Annotated in this window: 19 protein-coding genes and 1 pseudogene; 6 read left to right on the top strand and 14 right to left on the bottom strand. The window is 60.4% G+C overall.

Features of this window, described 5'->3' with window-relative positions:
* Nucleotides 1–313 precede the first annotated feature (313 nt).
* The 4 genes from QFZ91_RS39300 to QFZ91_RS39285 all read right to left on the bottom strand — a co-directional run bounded on the left by QFZ91_RS39300 (nucleotide 314) and on the right by QFZ91_RS39285 (nucleotide 4,786).
* Nucleotides 314–1,255 (bottom strand): ABC transporter substrate-binding protein, encoded by a 942-nt coding sequence (locus QFZ91_RS39300; protein ID WP_176382976.1) that lies wholly within the window; start codon nucleotides 1,253–1,255, stop codon nucleotides 314–316.
* A gap of 119 nt (nucleotides 1,256–1,374) precedes the next feature.
* Nucleotides 1,375–2,403 carry an ABC transporter permease gene (locus QFZ91_RS39295; protein ID WP_013092574.1) on the bottom strand — a complete coding sequence of 343 codons (1,029 nt, stop codon included), beginning with the start codon at nucleotides 2,401–2,403 and terminating at the stop codon, nucleotides 1,375–1,377.
* 13 nt (nucleotides 2,404–2,416) lie between these two features.
* The gene (locus QFZ91_RS39290) at nucleotides 2,417–3,934 is read right to left on the bottom strand and encodes a sugar ABC transporter ATP-binding protein (RefSeq protein ID WP_368715634.1); all 1,518 of its coding nucleotides are present in this window, start codon (nucleotides 3,932–3,934) and stop codon (nucleotides 2,417–2,419) included.
* 90 nt (nucleotides 3,935–4,024) lie between these two features.
* Nucleotides 4,025–4,786: a GntR family transcriptional regulator gene (locus QFZ91_RS39285; RefSeq protein ID WP_429570589.1), complete on the bottom strand. Its 762-nt coding sequence runs from the start codon at nucleotides 4,784–4,786 to the stop codon at nucleotides 4,025–4,027.
* Nucleotides 4,787–4,979: 193 nt separating this feature from the next.
* On the opposite strand from QFZ91_RS39285, the gene QFZ91_RS39280 reads away from it, so the two are divergent.
* The 6 genes and pseudogenes from QFZ91_RS39280 to QFZ91_RS39255 form a co-directional block, all read left to right on the top strand.
* Nucleotides 4,980–6,275 (top strand): L-fuconate dehydratase, encoded by a 1,296-nt coding sequence (locus QFZ91_RS39280; RefSeq protein ID WP_429570588.1) that lies wholly within the window; start codon nucleotides 4,980–4,982, stop codon nucleotides 6,273–6,275.
* Between the two features lie 80 nt (nucleotides 6,276–6,355).
* Nucleotides 6,356–7,267, top strand: a complete 912-nt coding sequence (gene gcvA, locus QFZ91_RS39275) for a transcriptional regulator GcvA (RefSeq protein ID WP_429570587.1) — start codon at nucleotides 6,356–6,358, stop codon at nucleotides 7,265–7,267.
* Between the two features lie 104 nt (nucleotides 7,268–7,371).
* Nucleotides 7,372–7,845 (top strand): RidA family protein, encoded by a 474-nt coding sequence (locus QFZ91_RS39270; protein ID WP_429570586.1) that lies wholly within the window; start codon nucleotides 7,372–7,374, stop codon nucleotides 7,843–7,845.
* A gap of 27 nt (nucleotides 7,846–7,872) precedes the next feature.
* Nucleotides 7,873–9,069, top strand: coding sequence for an aminotransferase class V-fold PLP-dependent enzyme (locus tag QFZ91_RS39265; protein ID WP_429570585.1), 1,197 nt, complete (start codon nucleotides 7,873–7,875; stop codon nucleotides 9,067–9,069).
* Between the two features lie 73 nt (nucleotides 9,070–9,142).
* On the top strand, nucleotides 9,143–10,162 hold the full coding sequence (locus QFZ91_RS39260) for a D-cysteine desulfhydrase family protein (RefSeq protein WP_368715631.1): 1,020 nt from the start codon (nucleotides 9,143–9,145) through the stop codon (nucleotides 10,160–10,162).
* Between the two features lie 507 nt (nucleotides 10,163–10,669).
* Nucleotides 10,670–10,900 (top strand): annotated as a pseudogene (locus QFZ91_RS39255) (IS110 family transposase); the annotation flags it as partial.
* A 16-nt stretch (nucleotides 10,901–10,916) separates the two neighbouring features.
* On the opposite strand, the gene QFZ91_RS39250 reads toward QFZ91_RS39255, so the two are convergent.
* The 10 genes from QFZ91_RS39250 to QFZ91_RS39205 all read right to left on the bottom strand — a co-directional run bounded on the left by QFZ91_RS39250 (nucleotide 10,917) and on the right by QFZ91_RS39205 (nucleotide 22,560).
* Complete coding sequence (locus QFZ91_RS39250; RefSeq protein WP_429570584.1) at nucleotides 10,917–12,005, bottom strand: MBL fold metallo-hydrolase; 1,089 nt, start codon at nucleotides 12,003–12,005, stop codon at nucleotides 10,917–10,919.
* A gap of 198 nt (nucleotides 12,006–12,203) precedes the next feature.
* Nucleotides 12,204–13,085 (bottom strand): succinate--CoA ligase subunit alpha, encoded by an 882-nt coding sequence (gene sucD, locus QFZ91_RS39245; RefSeq protein WP_429570583.1) that lies wholly within the window; start codon nucleotides 13,083–13,085, stop codon nucleotides 12,204–12,206.
* Nucleotides 13,086–13,215: 130 nt separating this feature from the next.
* Nucleotides 13,216–14,385, bottom strand: a complete 1,170-nt coding sequence (sucC, locus tag QFZ91_RS39240; RefSeq protein ID WP_013090442.1) for an ADP-forming succinate--CoA ligase subunit beta — start codon at nucleotides 14,383–14,385, stop codon at nucleotides 13,216–13,218.
* 199 nt (nucleotides 14,386–14,584) lie between these two features.
* Nucleotides 14,585–15,601, bottom strand: a complete 1,017-nt coding sequence (locus QFZ91_RS39235) for an NADP-dependent oxidoreductase (protein ID WP_429570582.1) — start codon at nucleotides 15,599–15,601, stop codon at nucleotides 14,585–14,587.
* Between the two features lie 473 nt (nucleotides 15,602–16,074).
* Entirely contained in the window at nucleotides 16,075–17,010 is a 936-nt protein-coding gene (locus QFZ91_RS39230; protein WP_429570581.1) for an electron transfer flavoprotein subunit alpha/FixB family protein, read from the bottom strand.
* A 23-nt stretch (nucleotides 17,011–17,033) separates the two neighbouring features.
* Nucleotides 17,034–17,783: an electron transfer flavoprotein subunit beta/FixA family protein gene (locus tag QFZ91_RS39225; protein ID WP_429570580.1), complete on the bottom strand. Its 750-nt coding sequence runs from the start codon at nucleotides 17,781–17,783 to the stop codon at nucleotides 17,034–17,036.
* 55 nt (nucleotides 17,784–17,838) lie between these two features.
* A complete protein-coding gene (locus QFZ91_RS39220) occupies nucleotides 17,839–19,452 on the bottom strand; it encodes a methyl-accepting chemotaxis protein (RefSeq protein WP_429570579.1) in 1,614 nt (537 codons plus the stop codon).
* Nucleotides 19,453–19,531: 79 nt separating this feature from the next.
* On the bottom strand, nucleotides 19,532–20,554 hold the full coding sequence (locus QFZ91_RS39215) for an FAD-binding oxidoreductase (protein WP_429570578.1): 1,023 nt from the start codon (nucleotides 20,552–20,554) through the stop codon (nucleotides 19,532–19,534).
* A gap of 4 nt (nucleotides 20,555–20,558) precedes the next feature.
* Nucleotides 20,559–21,596 carry a 4-hydroxy-2-oxovalerate aldolase gene (gene dmpG / locus QFZ91_RS39210; RefSeq protein ID WP_429570577.1) on the bottom strand — a complete coding sequence of 346 codons (1,038 nt, stop codon included), beginning with the start codon at nucleotides 21,594–21,596 and terminating at the stop codon, nucleotides 20,559–20,561.
* Between the two features lie 13 nt (nucleotides 21,597–21,609).
* Nucleotides 21,610–22,560: an acetaldehyde dehydrogenase (acetylating) gene (locus tag QFZ91_RS39205; protein WP_429570576.1), complete on the bottom strand. Its 951-nt coding sequence runs from the start codon at nucleotides 22,558–22,560 to the stop codon at nucleotides 21,610–21,612.
* Between the last annotated feature and the right edge of the window lie 5 nt (nucleotides 22,561–22,565).

Genomic DNA, 22,565 nt, shown 5'->3' with positions numbered 1-22,565 from the left:
GTTGGTGGGTCCGAATCGGCATGCGAATGGACGGCTCGTGCAACGATTACATAAACATAAAATATCAGATTAATGCGGGCAATGGCGTGAAATGACTATTAGCCGCGCTTTTATAGCACTGGACCGCCGCTACTCCCCAGTGACTCGACCCGGTGCGAGCGTTTCGGAGCGCACGTTGTTGCGGCGCAGCGCCCCGCTCGGTTGGCGTCATTCCGATGTCGCGCAAAGGCAATAAAAAAGAGGAAGAGCGTGGCTCTTCCTCCTTGACGATTTCCGCGTGCCCGGCTTTCCGAGTCGCGACCGCCGGCCTTGCTTAGTCGTACAGCACGGCTACGATCTTCGGATCGTTGATGTTGGTCTTGTCGTACCAGTAGAAACCGGTATCGATCTTCTTCGGCAGCTTCTCGCCATGCAGCGCCTTGACCGCTGAGTCGACCGTGCACTTGCCGATACCGACCGGGTTCTGCGTAATCGCGCCGGCCATCAAGCCCGACATGATGTTGTCCTTCTGCTCCTTGCCGGAGTCGAAGCCGATCAGCACGAGTTTCTTGCCCGACTCCTTGATGCCAATCGCTGCGCCATCCGCGGAACCTTCGTTCGCGCCGAAGATGCCCTTCAGGTTCGGATTCGCCTGGATCATGGCCTTGGCGATTTCCGCCGACTTCAGGTGATCGCCGGCGCCGTATTGCACGGACACGATCTTGATGTTCGGATGCTTCGACTTGATCTGATTGACGAAACCGTCGCGACGATCGACACCGGTGCGGCTGGTCTGGTCGTGCACGATGACGCCGACTTCGCCGGAATTGCCGATGAACTCGGCCATCTTGTCGGCGGCGAGCGCGGCGGCGGCGAGGTTGTCCGTTGCGCAGGTCGTCAACGGAATATCGCTGTCGACGCCAGAGTCGAATGCGATCACCTGAATCTTGTCGTTCTGCGCGCGCTTGAGCAAGGGGATGGCCGCCTTGCTGTCGAGTGCCGCAATACCGATCGCCTGCGGTTTCTTCGCGAGCGCGGCCGACAGCATATCGATCTGCTTGTCGACCATCGCTTCGGTTTCCGGTCCCTCGAACGTGATCCTGACGTTGTTCGCTTTCGCGGACTGCTCGGCACCCGATTTGACGGCTTGCCAGAACTGATGCTGGAAGCCTTTCGAAATAAGCGGAATATACGGTTCATCCGCATATGCGAGACTGCTTCCGCCAACGAGCGCACCGACACCGACCACGATACCGATTAGTCTTCTCTTCAACATGGGGCCTCCTCCAATGGTTGGGCTATCAAGCCGCTATCGAGCTTTCGAGGGAGCCTTCACGTGCCCTCTCTCTGCTGCTCCTGCGTTCCCTGCTTATTTGCTGCTTCCTTGCTCCTACATCAACTTCCCCGGCTGCGCCGCAGAATGTCCGCATACACCGCCAGAATGATGATCAAACCCGTCACGACGATCTGCCACTCCTGCGCGACCGACATGATGCGCAGCCCGTTGGTCAGCACGCTCATGATGAAAGCGCCGATGATGGTGCCGAGTATCGTGCCCGAACCGCCGCTCAACGACGTGCCGCCGATCACGACCGCCGCGATCGCATCGAGCTCATAGCCCTGCCCGAGCGCCGGCTGCGCGGAATTGAGCCGCGACGCGATCAGGAGACCCGCGATGCCGCAGATCGCGCCGCCCACGCCGTAAATCGCGATCTTCCAGCGATCGACATTGACGCCCGAAAGCCGTACCGCTTCTTCATTGCTGCCGAGTGCGAATGTGTAGCGGCCGAGCGCAGTGCGATTGAGCGTAATGGAACTGACGATCGCGAGAAAGAACAAAATAAGTACCGCATTCGGAATCGGCACGCTCGGCAGGAAATAGCCGATCAGCGAGTCCTGGGAAATACGGTAGAAGTTCTCGGTATCGGTGAAATAGATCGGCTTGTCGGCCGACACGACGAGCGAAAGCCCTTTGAGCAGCATCATCATGCCGAGCGTCGCGATGAATGGCGGAATCTTCATTTTCGCGGTCAAGGTGCCCGATATCGTGCCGCATACCGCGCCAGTCGCCAGTGCCGCGAGTACGCCCATCCACATCGGCAGATGCCAGTAAGTGAGAAATACACCGCAAATCACGGCGGTGAACGTCATCAACGTACCAACCGACAGATCGATACCCCCAGTGATGATCACGAACGTGGCCGCGATCGCCAGCACGCCGTTCACAGCGGTCGCCTGCAAAATGCCGAGGATGTTGTCCATCTGCATGAAGGCCGGTGACGCGAAGCTGAAGAACACCAGCAGCAGAATGAGGCTCGCGAACGCGAGCATCTTTTGCACGGCGGTCGGCGCAAAAATTCGCGCTTTCAGCCCGGAAGTGCGCCGTTCGTTGTCCAGCGCCGCGGTATCCGTTTGCATTGTCATGTCATAGACCTCTTCAGGCTTGTGCCGTTTTCAGGGATTCGCGCTGCGTCGCGAGATGCATGATGCGCTCCTGCGTCGCTTCGCCGGCGGACAGCTCGCCGGTAATGCGGCCCTCGCACATCACGACGATGCGGTCGCTCATGCGCAGAACTTCGGGCAGCTCGGAGGAGATCATCACGATCGCCTTGCCTTGCGCCGCCAGCGAGCGCAGCAGCTTGTAGATTTCGCTTTTCGCGCCGACGTCGATACCGCGCGTCGGTTCGTCGAAGAACAGGACATCGCAATCGCGCTCGAGCCATTTCGCAATCACGATCTTTTGCTGATTGCCGCCCGACAGGAGCCGAACCTGCTGCGTCGCCGAAGGCGTGCGAATCGCAAGCAGCTTGATGAAGTGCTGCGCTCTTTTGCGAATCTGCCCGCTGCGCAGGAACATATTGAGCGACAGGAACTTGCCGAGATCGGACATCACGATGTTCGATTCGACATCCATTCCGGTGGCCAGACCGAAGCGCTTGCGATCTTCCGACAGATAGCCGATGCCGCGCTTGACCGCATCACTGGGCCTTTTGATCGACGCCTTCACGCCCTTCACAAAGATCTCGCCCGATTCGACCGGATCGGCACCGAACACCGCACGCGCGAGCTCCGTGCGGCCCGCGCCCATCAAGCCGGCGAAGCCGAGTATTTCGCCCTTGCGCAATTCGAAACTGACGTCGCGCACGAGCGGACCCGCGACGAGATTTTTGACTTCGAGCGCGAGTTCGCCTTTCGCCGGCGCGCTCTCCACCGGCGCGATGTCGCTGAGCGTGCGCCCGACCATCATGCCGATGATCGTCTGGACGCTGGTGCCCTCGGTCGGAACGGTGGCCACATACTCGCCGTCGCGCATCACCGTGACGCGATCGGTGATCTGCTTCAACTCGTCCATCTTGTGCGAGATATAGACGACGCCGACGCCGCGCTCTTTCAATTGACGGATGATCCGGAACAACTCGGCAATCTCGGCATCGTTGAGTGCGGAGGTGGGCTCGTCCATGATTAGCACGCGCGAATCGAAAGACAGGGCTTTCGCGATCTCGACCATCTGCTGACTCGCGACGGTCAGCGTGCCGACTATCTTGCGCGGATCGAGCTTCACGTGCATGCGGGCCAGGATCTCGCGTGCCTGCGCATTCAGCTTGTCTTCGTCGAGGAACAAACCCAGACCCTTGCGCGGCTCTCGGCCGATAAAGATGTTCTGCGCGATGCTCAGATGATTCATCAGTTGCAGTTCCTGATGAATGATGCCGATGCCGACGGCTTGCGCGTCGCGCGGGCCTTGAAAGTCGACGGGTTTGCCGTCGAACAGAATTTCGCCGGAATCGCGCGTATAGACGCCGGCAAGAATCTTCATCAGCGTCGACTTGCCGGCGCCGTTCTCGCCCATCAGCGCATGGACCTCGCCGGCCATGAGTTCGAAGCGGACGTCATGAAGTGCTCTAACGCCCGGAAAGCTCTTGCAAAGCTTGTTGACGGAAATGAGTGGGTTCATGTGCTGATCTGTCGACGGCTGCCTATTTCACCAACGCTTTTACGGTGGAGCTTTTTACGACTCGACAACGGCTTTCATTGCAGCTTTCATTCAAGGCGCGAACAGGTCGGGCCGCTCTTTTGCGGACCGGTGCAATTCGGCGACGACCTGGTCGAGATGATCGTGCATCGCTTTCGCGGCCGCATCGCCGTCGCCGGCGCAAAGAGCCTTGAAGATGCTCTCGTGCTCTTCCAGCGTATGCACGACCCGTTCCGGACTTGCGAGCAATTGCCGCGCGCGGTCCAGCGCATTGCGCGACACCGCGACGATTTCCTTCACGCGCGGCAGGTTGACCGCGTCGAGCAGGATTTCATGGAAAGCCAGATCGAGCGCATGAAACGCCAGACGTTCGCCACTTCCAGCCAGAGCGCGCTGCTGGTCGAGATTGCTGGCCAATGCGTCGAGCGTGGCCCGGTCGTGCATTCGCGCCACGCCGCGCACCGTCTCGACCTCCAGTGCGCTGCGGATGAATAGATGCTGGCGGATGTCGTCGAGCGCGATCGGTTTGACGCGCGTGCCGCGCTGCGGCAATACCTCGACGAGACCCGCATGCGCAAGCCTTGCCAACGCGGACGACACCGGAAAGCGCGACACCCCCATCCGTTCGCACACGGCCGTCTTGTCGATCATCATGCCGGGTTCCAACGCCAACGTAACGATCGCTTCTCGCAACGCCGCCTCGACCGCGTCGGTCAAACTGCCGCGCTCGCCACCGCCAACTTTTTGCAGTGCGACATAAGGATTGCCAGCGGCATTCTCCAGTTCGGCTGACGAGTTCACGGAGGCCTTGATTTCGAGAGAACATGCTAGCATGCTAGAAAGGGAATGCCGTGTTGTCAACGCGTACAAATGCCTGGGGAATACCTAGGGATGCCTGGTATCTGGGAACCAAGGGCTTACCCGTACACGCGGCAGGAACGCGCACATGGAGAACGTGCGCATGTAGCCGATCCCGTCTGCGTCCGCAGACGACAAGCCGATAGCCATAGCCCCGGAGGGTGCGCAGATGACGACGATCACAAGGCTGTCCGTTCGGGACATCCGGTTTCCCACCTCACGTTCACTGGACGGCTCCGACGCGATGAATGCCGCGCCGGACTACTCCGCCACCTACGTCACGCTCGAAACCGACACGCCGAACCTGATCGGCCACGGTCTCACGTTCACGATTGGCCGCGGCAATGAAATCTGCGTGACTGCCGTGAATGCACTCACGCCATTGATCGTCGGCAAGAAGCTCGAAGATATCGCCGCGAATATGGGTGCTTTCTGGCGCGCATTCACTTCGGATAGCCAACTACGCTGGATCGGTCCGGACAAGGGCGCGATTCATCTTGCCACCGCGGCGGTCGTCAACGCTGTGTGGGACCTGTGGGCGAAATCCGTCGGCAAGCCGGTCTGGAAGCTGCTGGTCGACATGAGTCCGGAAGAACTCGTGCGCTGCCTCGACTTTCGTTACGTGACCGATGCGATCACGCCGCACGAAGCACTCGCGATGCTGCATCGTCATGCGAAGACCAAAGGCGAGCGAGAAAAGGAAATGCTCGCGCACGGCTATCCGGCCTATACGACATCCGCAGGATGGCTCGGTTACGACGACGACAAGATTCGCCGACTCGCGCGCGAAGGCGTCGCGCAGGGATGGACGCATTTCAAGCAGAAGGTCGGTGGCAACCTGGAAGAAGACGTGCGGCGTGCGCGCATTCTGCGCGAAGAGATCGGCGAAAACTTGAAGCTGATGATGGACGCCAACCAGGTGTGGGACGTCGATGAGGCGATCGCGAACATGCGTCGTCTCGCCGAGTTCGACCCGTGGTGGATCGAGGAGCCAACCAGTCCCGACGACATCCTCGGTCACGCGGCGATTCGCCGGCGGCTCGGTTCGATTGGCGTCGCAACCGGCGAGCATTGCCACAATCGCGTGATGTTCAAGCAACTGCTGCAGGCGCAAGCCATCGACTTTTGCCAGATCGACAGTTGTCGGCTCGGTGGACTCAACGAAGTGATCGTCGTACTGCTGATGGCCGCGAAGTTCGGTGTGCCGGTGTGCCCGCATGCGGGTGGCGTCGGCTTGTGCGAGTACGTGCAGCATATTTCGCTGTTCGACTATATCTGCGTGTCGGCGTCGCTCGAAAATCGCGTGCTCGAATATGTCGATCATCTGCACGAGCATTTCGTGGACCCCGTGGTGATCCGCAACGGGCACTACATGCCGCCGCAACGGCCGGGCTATAGCATCGAGATGCTGGAAGGAACATTGGACAAGTACTGGTATCCGGAAGGAGCGGCGTGGCAGGAATGAAGCCGGACGGTAAGGGTTTTATTTGCGTCCCTTCAGGCGTATAACGGCAGACTTCGCTCACGCTGTTATCGCCCGATTCGATGCGCACCGCCCGCCCCTTACCGCCTCTGCTTTCGCTGCGCGCCTTCGAAGCCGCCGCGCGCCACCTGAGTTTCAGCCGCGCGGCGCAAGAACTGTTCGTCACGCAAAGCGCGGTCAGCCACCATATCCAGAAGCTCGAAGCCGATCTGGGTATCGCGCTATTCGAGCGCCAAACGCGAGCGATCGAACTCACCGGGACAGGCCGCGCGTACTATGCGAAAGTCCACGCCGCTTTCGAACTGCTGCGGCTCGGCACCAGCGAAGTGCGAGCATTCTCCACCGAACGCAAAACGCTGAACGTGGGCCTGCTGTCTTCATTCGCGAGTCGCTGGCTCGCATCGCGTCTGCATACGTTCCCGCTCGCGCATCCGGATATCGAACTGCAATTGCGGCCCGACATCGCACTCGCCGATGTGCCGGGCGGCGAAGTCGACGTGGCGATTCGCTATGGATGCGGCGGCTGGCCGGGTGTCGCTTCGCAAAGGCTCATGTCCGAGCGTCTTTCGCCGGTGTGCAGTCCGTCGCTGCTTGCCGGCAGAAAGCGTCCGCGCAAAGCACTGGACCTGCTGCGTTTCCCATTGCTGATTTCTTACTCGACGCATTCGTTCGAATGGGAAGCATGGTCGCGTCATGCCCGCCTCGATCTCGGCGACGCGCAACGCGTGCAAATGCACGACTACAACATCGTCGTCGAAGCGGCGCTGGCCGGACAGGGCATCGCAATGGGCCGCCATCGGCTGATCGCGCAGCAGCTCGCGCAAGGCTCGCTGGTGCCTGCGTTGCCCGACACGGTGCTCGACGATCCGCGCATCGGCTGGTGGCTCGTCACCCGCAAGGGCAAGCTCGACGCCGCCGCGACCGCATTCCGCTCCTGGATCATGCAAACGGCGCAGCAGGACCGGCTCGGCTGAACGCATTAGTTTGGCTCATGCGTCAGGCACGAAAAATCGTTGGTCGCGTGCAGCGCGAATCAATAGCATCGAAGCTTTCCCGTCACTAAAACGGTACCCTTCCGATGACCTCCTCGATTACCTCCCGCGCCGCCAGCCTCGGCCTGACGCTTGAATCCGCGTCCGCACCCGCTGCCAATTACGTACCATTCGTGCAAGAAGGCAATCTGCTTCACATTTCTGGTCAGATTTCGCGCAACAACGGACAGCCTGCATATCTCGGGCGTCTCGGCGACAATATCAGCGACGCCGAAGGCGCTCAGGCCGCGCGGCTGTCGGCGCTCGGTGTCGTCGCGCAGATCGTCGCGGCGACAGGCGACCGGCTCGAGCGCGTGGCGCGCGTCGTGCGCCTGAACGTGTTCATCGCGAGCACGCCGGCGTTCAGTGCGCAGAGCACGGTTGCCAATGGCGCGTCGGACGTGATGGTGCAAATCTTCGGCGACGCCGGCCGTCACGCGCGCAGCGCGGTTGGTGTCGCGTCGCTTCCGGCGGGAGTCGCCGCCGAAGTCGAAGCGGTTGTCACATTGAAAAACGCCTGAATTCCACTCATACACTCGGAGCCGCCAATGTCTTCTCCGCTGTCGCCCGCAGTCATCGATGCATTACGTGCCCGCACACCCGGTGTGCTCAGTACCACGCATTTCAATCATGCGGGCGCGTCGCTGCCGTCGGCCGCCACGCTCGAAGCGATTCACGCGCATCTGTTGCGCGAAGCGTCGATGGGACCCATGGAAGCGGGCGCGGCTGCTAGCGATCAAACCGAGCGGGCCCGCACGCTCGCCGCGCGACTGCTGAACGCTCAGCCCGCCGAGATCGCGCTGACGACCGGCAACTCGCCGGGCTGGGGCGCAGCTTTCGCGGCGTTGGGTCCGTGGCGCGAGGGGCAACGCATCCTCGTTGCGCGGCACGAATGGGGCGGCAATCTCGCGACGATGCGTCTTCTGGCGCAGCGCGCGGGTGCATCGATAGAGACGATTCCTTCCGATGCCAGCGGCAGGGTCGATCCTGGCGCACTCGAAGCGATGCTCGACGACAGGGTCCGACTGATTGCACTCACGTGGCTACCGGCCAATGGCGGACTGATCAATCCGGCTGCCGCGGTTGGGCAGATAGCACGCCGTCACGGCATTCCGTATTTCATCGATGCGGCGCAGGCCATCGGACAACTGCCGATCGACGTCGTCGCACTCGGCTGCGACGTGCTGGCGGGCGTGGGCCGCAAGGCACTGCGCGGACCGCGCGGCACCGGGCTGTTATTCGTGCGGCGGGATTTTCTGCCCCGCTTGATGCCAGCCTTCGTCGACACCTATTCCGCGCCGCTCGACGCCAACGGCGAGCCGGTACTGCGCGACGATGCCGCGCGCCTCGAATCATCGGAAGCGTCGATTGCACTGCATTGCGGATTAGCGAATGCATTGGACGAAGCGCTGGAAATCGGCATCGACAATATCCGCGCGCGGATCGATCGGACCGCGCAGCTATTGCGCGAGCGGTTGGCCGCGATGCCGGGCGTGTCCGTACTCGACCAGGGTGTCGAACGATCCGGTCTGGTGTCGTTCAACGTCGCCGGACTCGACGCCATGTCGGTGCGTCGCGCATTGGCGGCACAGGGCATCACGATCGGCTCGAATGGCGTCGGGTACACGCCGTTCGATATGACGATCAGAGGGCTGACGCAGATCGCGCGCGCATCGGTCAGCTATCTAACCACTGACGCCGAAGTTGATAAATTGCTGGCTGGAATACGGACGTTGGCGCATTGAGTACTCAGAGCGAGTTTTGCGTCAATCAAATGAATAGAAGCGTCTCTTTCAACTCTCTCGCCGGCCCACGACCATGAACTCCGCCTTATCGCACCGCCTCGATTTATCAAGGTTTCCGCGGCACGCGCTTCTCGAAGGCCCGACGCCAATTCAGCACCTTGCGCGTCTGAGCGCTCGCCTCGGCGGCGCGGACATCTACGTCAAAAGAGAAGATCTGACGGGATTGGGTGGCGGCGGCAACAAGCTGCGCAAGCTCGAATTCCTGATTGGCGAAGCGCTCGCGCGTGGCGCGGACACCATCATTACCGTCGGCGCACGCCAATCGAACCATGCGCGCCTGACGGCGGCCGCGGCGGCTCGCGTCGGACTTCAATGCGAGCTGGTGCTGACGAGAACCGTGCCCCGTTCCGATCACGACTACATGGAGAACGGCAACGTGCTGCTCGATGCGCTATTCGATGCTCGCGTGCACGATCTTCCCGGCACGGCCAACGCACTGCAATTCGCCGAGGAACGCGCGAACGAGTTGCAGACGCAGGGTCGTAACGTGTATGTGTGTCCGTTGGGCGGTTCGAGCCCGGCCGGTTGCCTCGGCTATGCGGACTGCGCCGCTGAAATCATCGCGCAATCGCAAGCGCAAAACGTGGCTTTCGATCGCATCGTGGTGCCGAACGGAAGCGGCGGCATGCATGCGGGACTGGTTGCGGGTTTGGTTGCGCTGGGCTTGGACCCGTCACGTATTGCGGCATTCACGGTGTATGGGAATGCCGGGCATGCGCGCACGATTACCCTGGATAAAGCGAATCAGACGGTTCGATTGATCGACCCAAGCCTAAGCGTGAATGATGACGCGATCTCGATCGACGAAGCGCAGCTTGGACCCGGCTACGGCATTCCAACCGATAACATGCGCGCTGCCGTTCGGCTGATGGCATCGACGGAAGGTCTGCTGCTCGATCCCGTGTATAGCGGCAAAGCATTTGCGGGTCTCGTCGAAAACGTGAGTGCCGGCAAGTATCCTGCCGGACAGAAAATTCTATTCGTGATGAGCGGCGGACTTCCCGGGCTATTTGCCTATCGGAACGAGTTCTGAGCGATGAAGCGCGACGAAAGTGAGTCGCAGAAGTAGCGGAGACAACGCGATGGTCTGGTATGGGCCGCCGTTGTCTGAAGAAAGCGCGAAGCGCTTGAAGATTCGAACCAACGATTCGAAATGGTGCCCAGGGCGGGATTTGAAAAAAGCCCGGAATCGCCTTTCTGGCAAGGGTTCTCCGAATTTTCAGAACTGACATACCACCCGATATACCACCAGAAGCGGCATATTGACCGAAGTATCCGCTATGAGCTAGCGTTGACAAAATTTGGCAGGATGACCGCGCGCCTCCAATCAACAGGCGACAAACCACGCAGACTTGTCTGCAACTGCGAGGAGGGCCTCGCGAGATTCGACTCCTCCGCTGCCCGGCCACCGTATACCCGACTAGTCAACTCACTTCGCGGCGACGGATAGTGGTCAAGTCTCTGACCCACGTCAGCCGCATCAGCCGACCGTTACCAAGAGATGCCCGACATGGTCTGCCGCAGGCAGCAGACTCCAACAGTTGTGATGGAGGCTTGTGGTGGTGCGCACTACTGGGCTCGCCGCTTCTCTGCAATGGGGCACCACGTGCAGATCATCGCTCCGCGATTCGTCAAACCGTTCGTCAAATCCCAGAAGAAGGACCGCCACAATGCGGAGGCGATCGTCGAAGCTGCGGCCCGCCCGACCATGCGCTACGTTGCGGTCAACAGCGTTCAGCAGCAGGACATCCAGTCCATGCATCGCATCCGCATCTTCGGACGCTTCGTCAATGGATCGAGCGGCTCAGGCGATACCATGCGCAACCGTCGGACCGAAGTTCCATCTCCGCTTCGCCGCGGCGCAACAGGTAGTTCAGGTGTGCGATGCTCTCGCCGGTGGCCATGCCGAGCAAGCCCGGCTCCCCCGAGCTGATCGGACGTGAGAAAAGCTGCGGGAATACATCCACTGCGCGCTTCGGCTGAACCAGAGCCTGCCTTAGCCGGTCGAGCGTCGCATGGTGGCTTCGTCTCAAAGAGTCAAGGCGCTCGTGAAGTCCCCTGAACGGCTCGTTGTGTGCGGGCAGCACGAGGACGTCGTCGGGGATCGTTTGCTGCAGTTTGTCGAGGGATGCTAACCAGTCCTCCATCGGGTTGGCGTCCGGTTCGGTCGGGAAGACCGAGACATTGGATGAGATCCGCGGCAATACCTGGTCGCCGGAGATCAATAGTTTCGATTCGGCGCAGTAGAAGCATGCATGTTCCGGCGAGTGCCCATTGCCAGTTACAACACGCCAGGAATGCTCACCAATGTTCAGGGTCTCGCCGTCGCTAAGCCGACGGAAGCTATCCGGAAACGCGTGCACGAACTTGCCAAATCCGCCGAAGCGCATCCTGTAGAGCTCGACCGCGTCGTCGTCCCAGCCCGCCTCCCGGTAGAAGCGCACGCAGTCGTCCGGTGCGGCTCGTCCGGTATCGGCGGCCAAGACGCGGCACATCAGATATTCCATGCGGGTCATCCAAAGCCGGCAGTCGAACTTCCGCGTGAGCCACCCTGCCATGCCGATATGGTCCGGGTGCATGTGCGTGGCGAAGACGCGCGTCAGTCTGACTTGCGCCAAAGCACCGCCGTCGGCAAACAGTTTGTGCCAAGCCTCTGTCGTGTCGCTGGTTTTCAGGCCGGTATCGACGACTGCCCATCCGTTGCCGTCACGCAATGCCCATAGATTGATGTGGTCGAGCGCGAGCGGCATCGGCATGCGCAACCACAGCACGCCCGGCGCAATTTCGCTGACCGTCCCGGCTGCGGGCGCTTCGCCACAAGGGTAGTGAAGAACAGGCTTATCGTCTCGAGGAGGAATGAGAGTCTCGTCACTCATGGAATGAGACCGATTCGTTTAGCGCGAGCAACGTAGGCAGCCAAGTACAACGAGACGCCCGACAAGCCAAAGCACCACAGCGTTGGTGTCTTGAGGATCCACGGATCGGACGGTCGATCTTGTGCTCGGCGATTTTGGTTGCCTCGGCTGCACCGCGCGCGGGTTCGTGTTCTACATCCCTATTGCTGCCGCTCCTGATCAAAGCAGCGACTTCAGCAGTCGGCCCATTTCGGACGGGTTCTTCGTGACCTTGATACCGCATGCGTCCATGATTTCCAGCTTCGCTTCAGCGGTGTCCGCACCGCCCGAGATCAGCGCGCCGGCGTGGCCCATGCGCTTGCCCGGAGGCGCCGTGACGCCAGCGATGAAGCCAACCACCGGCTTCTTCATGTTGTCCTTGATCCAGTGCGCGGCGTTCGCCTCGTCCGGACCGCCGATTTCACCGATCATGATGACGGCGTCCGTATCCGGATCGTCGTTGAACATCTTCATCACGTCGATGTGCTTCAGACCGTTGATCGGGTCGCCGCCGATACCGACTGCCGACGACTGGCCGAGGCCGATCGCGGTCAGCTGGCCGACTGCTTCATACGTCAGCGTGCCCGAACGCGACACGACGCCGATGCGGCCCTTGCGGTGGATGTGACCCGGCATGATGCCGATCTTCAGCTCGTCCGGCGTGATCGTGCCCGGGCAGTTCGGTCCGAGCAGCAGCGTCTTGCGGTTTTCGCGACGCATACGGTCCTTGATCTCGATCATGTCGCGGACGGGGATGCCTTCCGTGATGCAGATTGCGAGATCCAGGTCGGCTTCGACGGCTTCCCAGATTGCCGCGGCAGCGCCTGCCGGCGGAACGTAAATCACCGACACGGTCGCGCCCGTTTCAGCCTTGGCTTCAGCGACGCTCGCGTAGATGGGGATGCCTTCGAAATCTTCGCCGGCGCGCTTCGGGTTCACGCCCGCGACGTACGCTTCGCGGCCGTTTGCGTATTCACGGCAAGCACGCGTGTGGAACTGACCGGTCTTGCCGGTGATGCCCTGCGTGATGACCTTGGTGTCTTTGTTGATCAGAATCGACATGTATTGACCTCTGTTCGTTTGGCGTCGCGCGGTAGCGCCACGCGGCGCGATGCTTCACGCCTGTGTCGCTCGCGCGCCGCCACTCGTCATTTTGGCAAATGAGCTGGTAAATGCGCCGTAGACAGGTGGCTTACGCCTTGCCCGAAGCAGCCGCGACGACCTTCTGAGCCGCTTCTTCCATGCTGTCCGCCGAGATGATCGGCAGGCCGGATTCAGCGAGCATCTTCTTGCCCAGGTCTTCGTTCGTGCCCTTCATGCGGACCACGAGCGGCACCTTCAGCGACACGGCCTTCGACGCCGCGATCACGCCTTCCGCGATCACGTCGCAGCGCATGATGCCGCCGAAGATGTTGACCAGAATCGCGGTCAGGTTCGGGTTCTTCAGCATGATCTTGAACGCTTCGGTGACCTTCTCGGTCGTCGCGCCACCGCCGACGTCGAGGAAGTTCGCCGGTTCGCCGCCGAACAGCTTGATGGTGTCCATCGTTGCCATGGCGAGGCCAGCGCCGTTCACGAGGCAGCCGATGTTGCCGTCAAGCGAGATGTACGCGAGGTCGAACTTCGACGCTTCGATTTCAGCCGGATCTTCTTCGTCCAGATCGCGGTAAGCGACGATTTCCGGGTGACGGAACAGCGCGTTCGAGTCGAAGTTGAACTTCGCGTCGAGTGCGATGACCTTGCCGTCGCCGGTCAGGATCAGCGGGTTGATTTCGGCGAGCGATGCGTCGGTTTCCCAGAATGCCTTGTACAGGCCTTGCAGGATTGCGCGGGCTTGCGGGATCGAAGCGTCGGGCACGCCGATCTTCTTCGCGAGGTCGTCTGCTTCCGAGTCCTTCAGGCCGGTCGACGGATCGACTGCAACCTTGTGGATCAGCTCAGGCGTCTTTTCCGCGACTTCTTCGACGTCCATGCCGCCTTCGCTCGACGCCATCACGACGATCTTCTGCGAAACGCGATCGATCACGAGACCGACATACAGTTCCTTCTTGATGTCAGCGCCTTCTTCGATCAGCAGACGGTTGACCTTCTGGCCTTCCGGACCGGTCTGGTGCGTGACGAGCTGCATGCCGAGGATCTGGTTCGAGTACTCGCGAACCTGTTCCAGCGACTTGGCGACCTTGACGCCGCCACCCTTGCCACGGCCACCTGCGTGGATCTGAGCCTTGACGACCCACACCGGGCCGCCGAGCTCTTCAGCGGCCTTGACCGCATCGTCCACCGAGAAGACCGGCTTGCCGCGCGGTACCGCGACGCCGAATTTCCGCAGGATTTCCTTACCCTGGTACTCGTGAATCTTCATGCGTGATTCCCTTCAGTCTGAGAGTTGGATTGAGTTGTTTCGATCGAAAATTGCGAGAAGCGTTACCCTGTACAAGCCACAACGGAGGCGAGACAACCGATTAGTGCACCAAGAGCGAACCGCGTAAAGCCGGTGGTCGACAAAGCACCCATCTCGGCGCTAGCCCATTTTCATATGTCTGAGAGCGGTATTGGAAATCCTATCGGGACGCGACGCGGATCATCACCTTGCCTTCATTGGCACCGCTAAAAAACAGCTTTAGAGATTCCGCCGCGTGCTCGAGCCCGTCCACCAGGTGCGCACGATGCTTCAGCTTGCCCTTGGTGAACAAATCGAGGAGCACTTCGTCGAACTCGGCGTAACGATGTTCGAATTGCGAAACGACGAATCCTTCCATCCGCGCTTGTTTGATGAGCATGAGCGGAAGATTCTTGATTCCGTATGCTTCGCTCTCGGTAGCCAGGTCATACTGCGAGATTGCACCACAGACCACAATGCGGCAACCAACAGCCATATTTTCTAAGACAGCGTCAAGCGTCGCCCCTCCGACGTTGTCGAAGTAAAGATCGATGCCGTCGGGACACTCGCGACGAAGCGCTGCATCGAGTGGCTCAGACTTGTAGTCAATCGCACCATCGAGTCCCAACTCGTCGAGCAATCTGCGGCACTTAGCCTCACCGCCGGCAATGCCGATCACGCGGGCGCCAAATGCCTTGGCTATCTGGGCCGCCAGGGATCCCGTCGCCCCCGCTGCACCCGACACCACCACAGTGTCCGACGGACTGAGCGCGCCCACTTCGAGAAGACCAACCGCGGCCGCACGCCCGATGTGCGAAAAGATTGAAAGGTGCGTTTCCAACGGAACGCCTGGTGGCAGCTCGATCTTCTCAAGCGCGTCGGAACGGGCAATCGAGAATTCTTCCCATCCCCATAGTCCCTGCACGAGATCTCCTCGGGAGAAGCACCCCGACCCCGACTGAACGACCTCACCCACGGCCATGCCAACCATCACGCTGCCTACTCCGAGTGCCGAATGGGAAAATGCAGGATCGAGCCTGAGCCAATTGCGACTACTCGGGTCCAGGCTCAGCAATAGCGTGCGCACGAGAACCTCTCCGCCCGCCTGACTCGGCCTCTCTCGCTCCTCAAGCTTCAGACAGCTAGGGTCATAGGCGCCTCGCGCCGGCTTGTGGACAATCCACGACTTTTGCTTCATACGTTCTCCATGCACCGCTCGCTTCCGCGATCGCTATTCCGAAATTCTCAACAAATAGGCGAACAAGGACGCCGCCTTATCGCGGTTTAATGGGTATGTCCGACGGGAGACCGCAGACATTCATCGTCGGACCGGAGGCACCTCGTCACGTCCTCGTTCACCCTCGACCGTCTCACATCGCCCGATGTTTCGTGCAACAGGCCAAGGCCGCGATTTTCGGCCGCCCGTTTAGCCGCGCGTATGGCATCGTGAAAATTACTTTCGGCTGCAACGCGAACTCGATCAACGCTCACGACCCATTGATCGAACGCATAGCGCCACCGCACTCTGCGCTCTTCGAGAAGCACGCAAAACCAGCGCCAAATCGAAGCGTCCTCCGCATTGGCTGCGGCAGCCGCGTCAAGGCGGGCCTGCTGCATCGTATCCATCGTTCTGTTCCGCCTAGATAGTTCCGATGGCGATTTCGACGAACCTCAGTTGATACGCTCACTCAGTTCGGGCACGGCAACAAACAGGTCGCCGACGAGCCCGTAGTCAGCCACGCTGAAGATGGGCGCCTCGGGATCCTTGTTGATCGCCACGATCACCTTCGAATCCTTCATCCCGGCCAAGTGCTGAATCGCACCCGAGATGCCCACCGCCACATACAGTTGCGGTGCGACGATCTTGCCCGTCTGGCCCACTTGGTAGTCGTTCGGCACATAGCCCGCATCCACGGCCGCGCGCGAGGCGCCCAGCGCCGCACCGAGCTTGTCGGCCAACGGCTCGAGCACCTTGTTGTAGTTCTCGCCGCTGCCCAAGCCGCGGCCACCCGACACGATGATGTTCGCGCTCGTGAGCTCCGGGCGATCGAGCTTCGTCATTTCGCGGTTCACGAACTGCGAAATGCCACGGTCACCTGCGGCTTCGATCTTGTCCACCGATGCGCTGCCGCCTTCGGCCGCTACCGCATCGAAGCCCGTCGCACGCACCGTGATGACCTTGATCGCGTCCCCCGATTGCACCGTGGCGATGGCATTGCCCGCGTAGATCGGACGCTCGAACGTATCGGCGGACACCACAGCCGTGATTTCGCTGATCTGCGCCACATCCAGCTTGGCCGCCACGCGTGGTGCAATGTTCTTACCATAGGCCGATGCGGGCGCCACGATGTGCGAGTAATCCTTCGCAATGTTCAGCACCGTGGCTTCGACGTTTTCCGCCAAGCCTTCGGCCAGATGCGGCGCATCGGCCAGCAGCACCTTCGCCACGCCCGCGATCTTGGCCGCTGCCTCGGCTGCGCCATGCGCATTGTGGCCGGCGACCAGCACGTGGACGTCGCCGCCAATCTTCTGTGCGGCAGCAACAGTGTTCAGCGTCGCGCCTTTGATCGACGCGTTGTCATGTTCCGCAATTACCAGAATCGTCATTTCGTCTCGCTCCGCGCGTAATCTCACAGCACCTTGGCTTCAGTCTTAAGCTTCTCGACCAGCGTCTGCACGTCCGGCACCATCACGCCGGCGCTGCGCTTGGGCGGCTCGGCCACCTTCAGCGTCTTCAATCGCGGTGCCACATCCACGCCGAGGTCCTCGGGTTTAATCGTTTCCAACGGCTTCTTCTTCGCCTTCATGATGTTGGGCAGCGTCACGTAGCGCGGCTCGTTCAGGCGCAGATCCGTCGTCACCACGGCAGGCAGCGTCAACGTCAGCGTTTCCGCGCCGCCGTCCACTTCACGCGCAACCGTGGCCTTGCCGCCTTCGACCGTCACCTTCGAGGCAAACGTGGCTTGCGGCAGATTGGCCAGCGCGGCGAGCATCTGGCCCGTTTGGTTCGAATCGTCGTCGATCGCCTGTTTGCCCAGGATCACGAGCTGCGGTTGCTCCTTATCGACGAGCGCTTTGAGCAGCTTGGCCACAGCCAGCGGCTGCAGATGTTCGTTCGACTCGATCAGGATCGCGCGATCGGCACCGATCGCCAGCGCCGTCCGCAGCGTCTCCTGGCATTGCGCCACGCCGGCCGACACCGCCACCACTTCCGTAGCCACGCCCGCTTCCCTCAGACGCACCGCCTCTTCCACGGCGATTTCGTCGAACGGGTTCATCGACATCTTCACATTCGCAATGTCGACGCCCGTTCCGTCCGACTTGACCCGGACCTTGACGTTGTAGTCGACCACGCGTTTCACTGAAACCAATAATTTCATCTCAATCACCGCTCATTGAAAAATGCAAAACCCTCCGAGGGCTCGGAATTTCTTGCTAAACGACGGGAACTTCTAGCTCCGCCTCAACCTGGCGGCGTTCGGATGCCACCGTTACTTCAGTGCTCTGCCTCAACACGAAGACCGAAACCGCGCCGCCTAGAATCTTTGCTTGCTCCTGGAGTGACTGCGCGGCGGCAGCCGCCTGTTCGACAAGCGTCGCATTCTGTTGCGTCACCTCGTCCATCTGCGATATCGCTTGCCCGACCTGCTCGATCCCGCGGCTTTGCTCGTCGGATGCGCGTGCTATTTCGGCAACGATATCCGAGACGCTGCGGATGGCCTGCTTGACGTGTGTCATGGTTGCGCCCACGTCCGTAGCTTGCCGAGCACCCTCCTGGATCATCGCCACCGACGCGCCAATCAGTTCCTTGATTTCCTTAGCCGCCGCCGCAGACCGTTGGGCAAGGCTGCGCACCTCACTGGCAACGACTGCAAATCCGCGTCCCTGCTCGCCGGCGCGCGCCGCTTCAACTGCGGCGTTCAAGGCAAGAATGTTTGTTTGAAACGCGATGCCTTCGATCACGCCCGTGATATCTGAAATCTTCGACGAGCTGCTGGCGATTTTCTCAATAGTTCCAACCATGCCTTGTACGGCTTCGTTACCCGTGTCGGCTAGACTGGCTGCGCCAGTCGCGAGAACATTCGCCTGCATTGCATTGTCTGCATTCTGCTTCACGGTCTCCGTCAGCTGCGTCATGCTCGCTGCCGTTTCCTCCAGCGACGAAGCTTGTTCTTCAGTTCGTGAGGAGAGTTCCATATTGCCGCTTGCGATTTCGTGGGACGAACGCCCAACCGAGGCAGCGGACGCCAGTATGCGGCGAACCGTCGACGATAGCTGCTCATCCATCCTTTTCAGTGCCGCAAGCAACTGGCCGAATTCACCTCCGCAGTCGACGATTAAATTGTTCTCCAGCTTGCCGACAGAGATGTTACCGGCGACACCTATTGATTTTTCGAGGGGGCGCGAGATCGAACGCAGGAGATAGATACTTATAGCGATTGCTGTGAGTAGGCCCATACCCGACATCGTCAACGCGAGAATCAGCGTTGTATGATAGGTCGCATGCCCCTGGTCGGCCCATTTTCCCGCTTCAGAACGTGTAACATCGACGCCATCATCAATGGCAGCCGTCAGTGCTTTCCAGACCGCTTCATCGGCGACGATATACTTTTCCGCAGTATCTCGGTCGCCGGCCGCATAGGCCGAAGCAATCTTCGCGTCACCGTCCATGATCTGAGGAAGTAACGCCACAATGCGGTCGGCCACAGCGCGTCCTTCGCCACTCGCAGCCCCACTGGCGTAGTAGTCATTCCACGCCTTATGCAGGAGGTCTTCATCTTCGCGAATTGCATCCGTGAACGATGAGACAGTGGACGCATCGGTCGTTGCCTGTATGCGGCGCAACTGTAAGCGTATGTCCAACAGCGCCTTGCGCATGTCGCCGAGGTTCGCAACAGGAAGCGCGCCTTTGAGGTAAACCTCCGCGACACGTGTATTTAGCCTGGATAGTCCGATAGCGCTAAAGAAACTCATCGCAGCCAGCATAACAACGCAGACAGTCGCACCCACAATGACCGTGAAGCGCATCGTTCCTATCATGCCTTTCATAAGTTATCCACAGTTTCCTGCAAGGCCAAGGTTATGGCGCGCGCACAGGCATATTCGTGCACGCCTGTGCGGTCGAAAGTCATACCCTTTCGTCGGTCTTCACCGGCTCCGGTCTAGTGACGAACGCATCGCTGAAGAAATTTCCCGCGGGAAGTCCGTTCGCTAGAGTGAAGGTGTGCCGCGCTGCGTCGACCATCAGCGGGTTGCCACAGGCGTAAACTTCGTGCTGCGAAAGATTCGGGAAATCCGCAGACACGGCCTCATGCACGAAGCCTTTGCGTCCGGTCCAACCGGGCTCGTCGCCCGACAGAACCGGAACGAAGCGAAACCCGGGATGGGCCTGCTCCCACGCGCATACCTCGTCGTATGCGTAGAGATCGCCAAGACGCACGCCTCCCCAATAGAGCACCGCGCCACGTTGCTGGATGACCGTCTCATGCGCCTTCAGCATCGCCGCAATCGGCGCGTAACCCGTTCCCGAGGCCAGGAAGATAACGGGCGCAGACGAATCTCGTAGCATGAACGTGCCAAATGGTCCCTCGATTCGCAGCATGTCACGCGGCTTCAGGGAGCGGTAGACGTGGTTCGAGAAGCGCCCGCTTGGCACCGCGCGGACATGCCACTCGATCGTTCCGCTCCCGTCGGGCGCGTTCGCCATTGAGTAGCTGCGCCGCGCCCCATCCCGCAAGACCACTTCCACATACTGCCCCGGCTGAAAAGCAAAACCCGTTTCCGTTGGCACTGCCAGCCGCACGCGGGCCACGTCCTCGCCCACGCGCTGGACTTCCAGCACCCGCGCGCCTGTCTGCAAAACGCGCTGCCCCGGCGTGGACGCGACCTCCTGGGCCTCGATCGTGACATCCGTGGTGCAGCGAGCCTGACAGGTCAAGACGTAACCGTCGCGCACGCCTTCTGGCTCGAATCCGCTCGGATAGCGCGTGTTGCCGGACACGACGCGCGCCTCGCACGCGTTACATTGGCCACGCCGACAGCTATGACGCGGAAAGTAACCGGCAGCCAGCGCGGCATCGAGCAGGCTGCCCTCGGCGGAACACGGAATTTCGACACCCGCCGGCTCGATTCTCAGCTTGAATGCAGTCATGGCACTATCCGGTTACTCGTTCGGCCTCTTTTGCCTTGAGCAGATCAAGCGCAACGTCCACAATCATGTCCTCCTGGCCACCGACCATACGACGGCGGCCCAGTTCAACGAGGATGTCGACGGTCTTAAGTCCGTACTTTTTTGCGGCGACTTCGGTGTGACGCAGGAAGCTCGAATAAACACCGGCGTAACCAAGCGCGAGCGTTTCGCGGTCGACTCGCACCGGCCGATCTTGCAGCGGGCGGACGATATCGTCTGCAGCGTCCATCAGCTTGTAGAGATCGCAGCCATGGTTCCATTCGAGTCGAGCGGCCGCCGCGATAAATACCTCGAGTGGCGCGTTGCCGGCACCCGCCCCCATCCCTGCAAGACTCGCATCAATGCGGTCACATCCTTCCTCTACCGCCGCGATGCTGTTCGCGACCCCAAGGCTCAGGTTGTGGTGTGCATGAATGCCGGTCTGCGTCCGGGGATCAAGTACGTCTTTGAATGCGCGGAAGCGTTCGCGGACGTCGTTCATACCAAGGGCACCGCCCGAATCCACGACGTAGCAGCACGTCGCTCCATAGCTTTCCATGAGCTTTGCCTGCTGAGCCAGATGCTGCGGCGTCGTCATATGGCTCATCATCAAAAATCCCACTGCTTCCATCCCAAGCTTGCGCGCATGCTCGATATGCTGTCGCGAGACATCGGCTTCGGTGCAGTGGGTCGCGACGCGTACGATGCGTGCGCCGGCATCGTAGGCATTGCGCAAGTCGTGAATCGTGCCGATGCCAGGCAAAAGTAGCGTCGCGACCTTGGCATGCTTGACCGTCCCCGCCACTGCCGCTATCCATTCGAGGTCGGTGTGTGCGCCAAAGCCATAGTTGAAACTCGATCCTTGCAAACCATCGCCATGAGCGACCTCGATCGAGTCAACTTTCGCCTCGTCGAGCGCCTTGGCAATGGCAACGGCCTGTTCCACGCTGTATTGGTGACGAATCGCATGCGAACCATCGCGTAGCGTCACGTCGGAAATGTAGAGCTTTTTGTCAGATGTCATGCCGTCTCTCCCTTCAGGCAGTGGTACGGGCGACCATTTCGGCGGCCATGCGTTCAGCGCAGGCCATCGCCGCGGAGGTCATGATGTCGAGGTTGCCGGCATAAGACGGCAGATAATGCGCGGCCCCCTCCACTTCGAGGAATACCGAGGTCTTCAACCCGTTCATCCGCGCGCCAACCCCGGGGATATTCAGCGGTTGAGTGGCGTCAATGCGGTCGAATTGGACCGTCTGCTTGAGGCGATAGCCAGGTACGTAACGGTTGACGGCAGCCACCATTTCCTCGATCGACTGCGCCACGGCATCCTCATCGGCCGGCTCTGACAAGCAGTACACCGTATCGCGCATCATCAGTGGCGGCTCTGCTGGATTCAGGATAATGATCGCCTTTCCCTTCGTCGCTCCACCGATCTGCTCAATCGCCTTTGAGGTCGTTTCAGTAAATTCATCGATGTTCGCGCGCGTACCCGGGCCTGCCGATTTGCTCGAGATCGACGCGACGATTTCGCCGTAGTGCACTTTCGCGACACGAGAGACGGCGGCGACCATCGGAATCGTCGCCTGTCCGCCGCACGTGACCATGTTGACGTTTAGCGCATCGACATGCTCAGCGAGGTTCACAACAGGTACGCAATACGGACCAATCGCTGCCGGCGTCAAGTCGATCATTCGGACGCCAGGCTTGAGCCGACGTAAGAACGCGTCGTTCTTCACATGCGCGGCGGCGCTTGTCGCATCGAATACAATATCGATTTCGTCAAACACCGGCAGACGGGTGAGCCCTTCGACGCCCTCGTATGTCGTGGCGACGCCCAAGCGCGAAGCACGTGCGAGGCCGTCAGACGCAGGGTCGATGCCGACCATCGCCCCCATCTCGAGATGCTCGCCATGTCGCATAATCTTGATCATCAAATCGGTGCCGATATTTCCGGATCCGATGATCGCGGCCTTCAGTTTCTTTGCCATTGCTC

The sequence above is a fragment of the Paraburkholderia sp. JPY419 genome, from assembly GCF_050435705.1.
GTDB classification, from domain to species: domain Bacteria; phylum Pseudomonadota; class Gammaproteobacteria; order Burkholderiales; family Burkholderiaceae; genus Paraburkholderia; species Paraburkholderia youngii.
The sequence above is the reverse complement of the archived record's forward strand: the minus strand, read 5'-3'. Positions and strand labels throughout refer to the sequence as shown.